This is a genomic window from Alphaproteobacteria bacterium, from assembly GCA_018667735.1.
Taxonomy (GTDB): Bacteria; Pseudomonadota; Alphaproteobacteria; order Rickettsiales; family JABIRX01; genus JABIRX01.
Genome location: JABIRX010000014.1, coordinates 1 through 7,303 on the forward strand (window position 1 = coordinate 1; position 7,303 = coordinate 7,303).

At 28.5% G+C, this 7,303-nt stretch carries 10 protein-coding genes and 2 tRNA genes; 5 read left to right on the forward strand and 7 right to left on the reverse strand.

The window, feature by feature from the left end:
* The 4 genes from HOH73_01230 to HOH73_01245 all read right to left on the reverse strand — a co-directional run.
* A partial coding sequence (locus tag HOH73_01230) for a hypothetical protein (GenBank protein MBT5827489.1) occupies positions 1-542 on the reverse strand: 542 nt, incomplete at its 3' end.
* A gap of 17 nt (positions 543-559) precedes the next feature.
* Positions 560-1,939, reverse strand: a complete 1,380-nt coding sequence (dnaA, locus tag HOH73_01235; GenBank protein ID MBT5827490.1) for a chromosomal replication initiator protein DnaA — start codon at positions 1,937-1,939, stop codon at positions 560-562.
* On the reverse strand, positions 1,924-2,328 hold the full coding sequence (locus tag HOH73_01240; GenBank protein ID MBT5827491.1) for a rhodanese-like domain-containing protein: 405 nt from the start codon (positions 2,326-2,328) through the stop codon (positions 1,924-1,926). Before HOH73_01240 ends, dnaA begins: the two co-directional genes overlap by 16 nt.
* A 169-nt stretch (positions 2,329-2,497) precedes the next feature.
* Positions 2,498-3,265 carry an N-acetylmuramoyl-L-alanine amidase gene (locus HOH73_01245; protein MBT5827492.1) on the reverse strand — a complete coding sequence of 256 codons (768 nt, stop codon included), beginning with the start codon at positions 3,263-3,265 and terminating at the stop codon, positions 2,498-2,500.
* A 20-nt stretch (positions 3,266-3,285) separates the two neighbouring features.
* Here HOH73_01245 and HOH73_01250 point away from each other — a divergent pair, with 20 nt between their 5' ends.
* Together HOH73_01250 and HOH73_01255 are read left to right on the forward strand one after the other, a co-directional pair.
* Complete coding sequence (locus tag HOH73_01250; protein MBT5827493.1) at positions 3,286-4,014, forward strand: phosphoribosylaminoimidazolesuccinocarboxamide synthase; 729 nt, start codon at positions 3,286-3,288, stop codon at positions 4,012-4,014.
* A complete protein-coding gene (locus tag HOH73_01255; protein MBT5827494.1) occupies positions 4,007-4,402 on the forward strand; it encodes a hypothetical protein in 396 nt (131 codons plus the stop codon). The genes HOH73_01250 and HOH73_01255 overlap by 8 nt, the downstream gene beginning before the upstream one ends.
* Here HOH73_01255 and purQ read toward each other — a convergent pair.
* The 3 genes from purQ to HOH73_01270 form a co-directional block, all read right to left on the reverse strand.
* A complete protein-coding gene (purQ, locus tag HOH73_01260; protein ID MBT5827495.1) occupies positions 4,399-5,049 on the reverse strand; it encodes a phosphoribosylformylglycinamidine synthase subunit PurQ in 651 nt (216 codons plus the stop codon). The genes HOH73_01255 and purQ overlap by 4 nt on opposite strands.
* A 1-nt stretch (position 5,050) precedes the next feature.
* Positions 5,051-5,290, reverse strand: a complete 240-nt coding sequence (gene purS, locus HOH73_01265) for a phosphoribosylformylglycinamidine synthase subunit PurS (GenBank protein MBT5827496.1) — start codon at positions 5,288-5,290, stop codon at positions 5,051-5,053.
* 73 nt (positions 5,291-5,363) lie between these two features.
* A tRNA-Arg gene (locus HOH73_01270) sits at positions 5,364-5,440 on the reverse strand.
* 75 nt (positions 5,441-5,515) lie between these two features.
* Here HOH73_01270 and HOH73_01275 point away from each other — a divergent pair.
* The 3 genes from HOH73_01275 to HOH73_01285 form a co-directional block, all read left to right on the forward strand.
* On the forward strand, positions 5,516-5,797 hold the full coding sequence (locus HOH73_01275; protein ID MBT5827497.1) for a hypothetical protein: 282 nt from the start codon (positions 5,516-5,518) through the stop codon (positions 5,795-5,797).
* A 666-nt stretch (positions 5,798-6,463) separates the two neighbouring features.
* Positions 6,464-6,537, forward strand: a tRNA-Gln gene (locus HOH73_01280).
* A 481-nt stretch (positions 6,538-7,018) separates the two neighbouring features.
* The coding region (locus HOH73_01285; protein MBT5827498.1) for an NADH-quinone oxidoreductase subunit C at positions 7,019-7,303 on the forward strand (285 nt) is incomplete at its 3' end.

Sequence of the window (7,303 nt, forward strand, 5' to 3'; positions counted from 1 at the left end):
TCCATATTTTTAGTATTTTGTGCTTTTATCTCATCAACAACTGAAACTTGATCTTGAAGATTTTTACTTACATTACTTATTTCATTTCTTAAATTTGGATTATTTATAAAAGCTTTCATAAGTGCATTGCCCAACTTTGAAAATAAAGCTCTTTTTTTCTGCATATCTTGTTCAGATAGGCCATTTGCTCCTAAGCCCTCATTTCCAAGTGTTGGTGCTAAGTCACTGTTAAGAAAACTCATTCCTTTCTTTTTTTTCTTTTTAAAACCAAACTTTTTTAGCAATTTTTTTAATTTTGACTCAGCAATCTCTTCTTCTAAATCATCCTCCGATATTTTGCTAATATCCTGCTGATCTGCGTAACTTAGTTCTGTTTCTATGGATGCTTCATCACCTATACTAACATCATCGATCTCCTGTTTATTTAGCTCTAAGTTATCCGTATCGTCAGACAAATAATTAGTTTTTATATTTTCTTTATTAAGAGGATTTTTAGAATTAAAAGTTTTTTTTAAATTCTCGTTATTATTAATTTTGGACATACACTAAATAAAGACATTTATTTAGTTCTAATCATTTCATTAATTTTTTCAATCTCAAATTTAATAACTAAGTCTGTTTTAATGAGTTTCTCAGTTTTTCTATATGAATGTAATATAGTTGCATGATCTCTTGCAAATACTTTACCTATTTCAGCGAGTGATAATTTAGTTGATATTTTACATAAATAGATTGCAATATCCCTAACATATACTATTTCCTTATTCCTTTTTTTGGATTTTATTTCATGTGTGGAGATCTTATATTGAGCAGATAATAGTTTGATTATATTTTCAGGAGTTATCTCATGATAAGAAGTTTGCACAATAAAATCTTTAATAATATCTGCTATATTATCAGTTGTTATCTCTTCTCCGAGGATATTTTGATGAATTAAAATTTTATTAATTGCGCCTTCAATTTCCCTAACATTAAAGAAATTTTGCACAGCCATAAAATTAATTATTTTTTCATTCAAAGTAAAATTATTTATCATAATTTTATGTCTAATGATTTTTTCTCTCAAATCTTTCGCAGGAGGGTTAATGGCTGCTGCAATACCCCCAGATAATATTGATTTTAATTTCACGTCTAAATCTTTGAAATCATTTATTTTACGATCTCCAGTAAATATGATTTTTTTATTATTAGATGTTAAGAAGCTAATAAAATTCAATAATTCTTGTTGCGTACCTTTTTTACCCTGCATAAAATGTAGATCATCTAATAAAAAATAATCTATATTATAAAGCTGGTCTTTAAATTTCATTAGTTCTTGATTAGCAATAGCTTTACTATAATGAAAAACATAACGCTCTGCGCTCATAAACACATATTTATTATCAGTTTTATTAAGCTCATGCGCAATTGCTGAAAGTAAATGAGTTTTACCTAAACCAACTTTTCCATATAAATATACTGAGTTTATATGATTAACATGTATATTCTTACTTAATATTGACTTAACAGCGGCAAAAGCAATTCTATTTTCGTCAGCCACTATGTAATTTGTAAAAGTAGCTCTAGGATCTAGTTTCGTTGAAAAAACATTATTATTGTCATTAACATTATTTTTCGGAGTATCAAAAGTGCTATCTTTACTAATATTTTCTGCATTATGTGCTTCTGGGCTAACTATTAAATCCAGTTTGTAAAGATCATCTTTATGCTTTTTAGCTATATCTACAAGATCATCGTAATAATTAACAGTAATCCACTCTTTTATAAAACGCGATTTAACACTAAAAGTTAATGAAGAGCTTTCTTCACTAACTAATTTTAAGCTTGAAAACCAACCATTAAAGACAGAAGTACCATAATAGCTTCTTAAGCTATCTTGATATAATTGCCAATTGGCAGAAAAATTCTGTTTATTTTGAAAATTTAATTTTGCTCCCACGGTAACCCACTAAATTTCCAACCTGATATCTGGTTGCGATGTCTGTTATTATCTGTATTACCTTCAAAACCATCTATTATATTATAGATATTCTTAAATTCAGCAGTTTCAAAGATTTCGGCTGCTTGTTGTGATCTCACGCCACTTCTACATAAGCAAAATAATTTACTATTTTTGCTACCCTTAAATAACTTGTTAAATTCATTAAGAAAATCACTATTAAAACTCATATCAGGATATTCAAACAAAGAGAGCTTTATTAATTTGTGAGGATCATACAAAGGAACTCCAACAAAGTTCCATTCAGCACTTGTTCTAACATCTATTAAATAGCTATCATCTTCTTGTAATTTAGACCATGCTTCTGTTGCGCTAGTTAAATTGATCATGTTTAAAAATTAGGCTTTAATAAATTATTAGAGATATAACTTTTAAGATTAATTATCTAAATAGTAAACAGCATTTTTTGCATTTATCGCAAAAAAAAATATTGACAAAACTAAACCCCTAAAATTGCTTGTGTAATTAAGGGAAAGCACTTAAAAGTTGAATTTTCAGCTATTTAAGATCATAAGCAAGTAATTGCTTTAATATATGACTTGATGAGCTATCCCAATCAAAACCTAGTGAAGACGGGTTATAATGAGCTTTAAAAGCATTAATTACTTTAGACGTTTTTGGACCAAAAATACCATCAACTAAAATATCATAACCAAACATCTTCAGAGATTTCTGTACTTGTTTTACTAAATCTCCTTTTGCACCAAAATTAAAAATTATTTTATTGTCATCCAGATTAATCTTAGCAAGGTAACCAATTTTATTTTTGAATAAAATTTTCCAATCAAATAATCTACCAGGATCTATTTTTCTTTGTGGTGCTATATCTGAATGACCAAGAATAAAGCGATCTTCTATGGGTAATTTCCGTTTTAAATATTTTATTAAATGAATAAGAGCTTTATATTGTTTTTTAGTAAAAACTTCTTCTCCATTATTTTCTAGTTCAATACCTATTGAATTGTCATTTATGTTACGATTGTCCTTCCACCTGCTAACACCTGCATGCCAAGCGCGTTTTTCTAATGAAACAAAAATATATATTTTACCATTTTTATTGATTAGAAAATGAGAACTCACTTTAGATGATTTATTACAAAAATGCTCTATTGTATCTTGCTCACCAAGCTCTGTGTAATGTATTATCACTGTGTTGATATTGATATTTGACGGTCTCGCGTTAAAATTAGGCGAATAAATTTTTGTGATATTTTTAATTAAATCTTTTCGTTGAAAATGTAGGTGATTGAGTATATAATTAAGCATAAATAAAAGGTTTTAGTTTAGTGCTTAAAGAAAGAATCTACGAAGGTAAAGCAAAAATACTTTATAAATCGGACAAAAATGATTTAATATATCAATATTTCAAGGATGACGCTACGGCGTTTAATGCGCTTAAAAAGGATATTATATCTGGTAAAGGTATTTTAAATAACTTTATTTCAGAGTTCATTATGAATGAGCTTAACAAGCAAAAAATCAATACTCATTTTGTTAAGCGAATTGATGATAGAGTTCAATTAGTACAAAAATTAAATATTTTACCTTTAGAGGTAATCGTAAGAAACTATGCAGCTGGTAGTATTTGCAAAAGATTAGACATAAAAGAAAATACTAATTTTAAATTACCATTAATTGAGTTTTGCTATAAAAGAGATGATCTTGGCGACCCACTCATTACAGAAGATCATATCTTACTTCTAGAAATTGCCACTGAAAGTGAAATTAAGTTAATTAAAGCCATAACTAATAACATTAATGATGTTTTGCTTAAGCTATTTGACTCCATTAACATTAAATTGGTAGATTTTAAAATAGAGTTTGGTCGCAATGACATGAAGCAAATTATATTAGCTGATGAAATAAGTCCTGACTCATGCAGATTATGGGATAACAACACAGGTGAAAAAATGGATAAAGATCGTTTCCGTTTAGACTTAGGTTCACTTACTAAATATTACGCTGAGATCGCAAATCGTTTTAATATAAACTTACCAAATTTTGATTATGCATAAACTTATAAAACTTGTTATTTCTTTAAGCTTACTGATATCCACCAACAGTTTTGCTTCACTTGATGAAGAAAAATTTTTTGCTGGTATTTCCATTAATAGTAATGGAAGCAAACTATATTTAGAGTATCAAGATAACGAGGACGAATATTCAAAAATAGAAAAGACAAAATCTCCAAGTAGCGATTTCAATGGTGAGGCTGAGGATATTATTGTTAATTATGAAAAAAAACAAATTTTAGCATATTCAGGTTACCAAAATGTTGAAGGTTTCAAAAATAACAAAAGGCGCGATGATTGGACTTTCGCTAGCATTTTTACGGTTGCGGGCATAGCTATTTTAGGTGTAAGCGCAGTTACAGTTAATGCTTTAATAAAAGCTATTGATTAACTTAATATAGATAAAAATATTTGTTTGCCATCTACACCGCCAACATTAGGCTCTACTGCTCTTTCTGGGTGTGGCATCATAGCTAGGATGTTTTTATTTTTATTTAAAATACCAGCAATATTTGCAATTGAACCATTAACATTATTTTGATATTTAAAAGCTATTTGTTCATTATCTTGCAAAGCTTTAAGTTGGTCATTTGTGCAAAAATAATTGCCATCATGATGGGCAATTGGAATATTAATTTCAGCTTGATTTATTTTATGGGTAAATTTAGAAGATCTATTAACCACTTCTAATGTTATTCTTTTGGAGATAAATTTTAATTTTTCATTTCTAAGCAACACACCAGGCACAAGATTTGCTTCAGTTAAAATTTGAAAACCATTACATACACCAATTATGTAACCACCTTTATTTGCAAATTTTTTGACTTCTTGCATAATTTTAGAATTAGCTGCCATAGAGCCACATCTTAAATAATCGCCATATGAAAAACCTCCAGGTATAGCAATTAAGTCTAGATTGTCGGGTAATTTATTATCATCATGCCATATATAGCTAACATCTTTAAATTGCTGTTTTAATGCGACAAACATGTCTCTATCACAATTTGACCCTGGAAATCTAATAACTGCTGCTTTCATGTTAAACTAATTCGTATTTATAATTTTCTATAACTGTGTTAGCGAGTAAGTTCTTACAGGCTTCTTCTATTATTTCTTCTACTTTGTTTTTATCATTTTCTAAGATATTTAACTCAAAATATTTTCCTTGAGTTATTGACTCAATAGAAGTTATTCCAATATTGGTTAATGAATTTTTTATAGCGCTACCTTGTGGGTCTAGTACACCATTTTTAAGAGTAACAAAAACTTTAGCTTTCATGATATATTTTATTAATTACAAAATATTATAATTAGAAACTTATAATATTAAATTATTATTTTTTATTTTTAAGTGGTGCAACTGGGAAGACTTGAACTTCCAACCCCCACCTTCGGAAAGTGGTGCTCTATCCAGTTGAGCTACAGTTGCATATTTACACTATATAAAATAGCAGTTTAAGATAATGTCAAATTACATAGATAGATAATTAAAGGTAGTGATAATATGGAAAAGGTTAATTGTAATGCTAAAATTTTATTATTTAACATATTATTACAACTAACTTCATACCCTACTGGCATGGCTGAAATAATAGCTAAGAAAAGTAATATATTTACTTCTAAGAAAATAATTTTACCTAAAAATATAACTAATATTGGAAAAATTAACAATTTAAGTAATGAACAGAGTAAAATTTCACTATTAATATTTTTTAACTTAACAGAACTTATTAAAGAGCCAAAATATATTAATGCAATTGGTAAAAAAGCAATTGTGCAATTATAAAGTGAGAAATTTAAGTGATATGCAAGAGGTATATTATAATAATTCAATAATTTACCTATAAAAAAAGCAACAATAATAGGTTTAAAAAATAATCGTTTTAATAATTGCTTCAATGAAACATTACTAAGATTATATCTAATCGCCAAATAATACTCCACCAAAATAGTTATAATTATAATAAATATTAAAATATTTAAGATAATATAAGTAAATTCTTGATTAAGTAAAATAAGTGATATAGCTGCAATATAACTATAATTTAAACCAAAAGAACATATGTATAAAGATGTCATTTTTTCGGTATTAAAATTAGTCCTCTTTAAATTAAAATATAAAATCACAAAAACACTTAATCCTGCAATAAAATAAATTAATAAAGAAACTATAGTAAAATTAATATTGAGCGTCTGTTTATATGCCGCAAAGAAAAATAATGTAGGTAAAAAAACTAAGTTATTAATTTTATTTAGATTGCCCCAAAAAATACCAGACTTTATAAAATAAGTTTTTAATATATACCCTATTAAGTAAAAAAAAGTTAGGATATATATAATTTCAAACTTCATATAATTTTATATTGTTAACTTTAAAGGTACTATAATTTTTGATCTTTGAAAAGATCTTTTATCTTGCGAGCTTGTATAGTAAGCTATAAAATATATTTATTGGGGAATCGTCTAGTGGTAGGACTACGGACTCTGACTCCGTCAACCTGGGTTCGAATCCTAGTTCCCCAGCCATGAATGATAAGTTGATACTTGACAAATTAAGCTTGTAAAAGTTACTTAAAACACTCATCTGGTCACTTATTTAACTTTTATTCAGCGTTATTTTTTGTTTGTTTACCATGTAACTAGATCGCTTTTTCATCATATTAGTCCAAACTTTATAGAAATTATCAAGAACATAACTATCTTTATAACCAAATTCTTTTTAACATAAATTAACTCAATTGGAAAATTTGTACCAGGCCCCGCCCGCAAATTAGCCTCACTTACTTTAATTGACATAAATTTTGGCAAACTATAAATATATAAGTTTTTAAGCATTTCTTATATTATAAATTTAGTAAATTAGACCTAAAATATTTTCAGAATTCTTAACTATAAAGTAAGTAAAAAACACATCACACATTAATTAATAAGCTAATTATAATAATATTTGCGCAGAGCTAAAAATTATGTTATAGTGACAACCATCATAATTATTTAGGAGGAAAAAATGAGAGCATCAAACAAAGGCAGGGCAGCAGCACCAGCAAAAGCAGAATCAACATCACACAATACGTCTGGTAGTGCAGCAACCGCATCCTCAACATTACAAGAAACAGCAACAGCAGCACGACAACCAGCAGCAGGGGCATCAGCCGCCCCAGCCTCAGCCTCAGCCAAAGCAAAAATAGCAGCAGGAGCAAGAGCATTCAGAGCAGCACAAGGGGCATCAGCCGCCTCAGCCAACTCAACAGCAGCAGGGGCATCAGCCGCCCCAGCCTCAGCCAACGCAAAA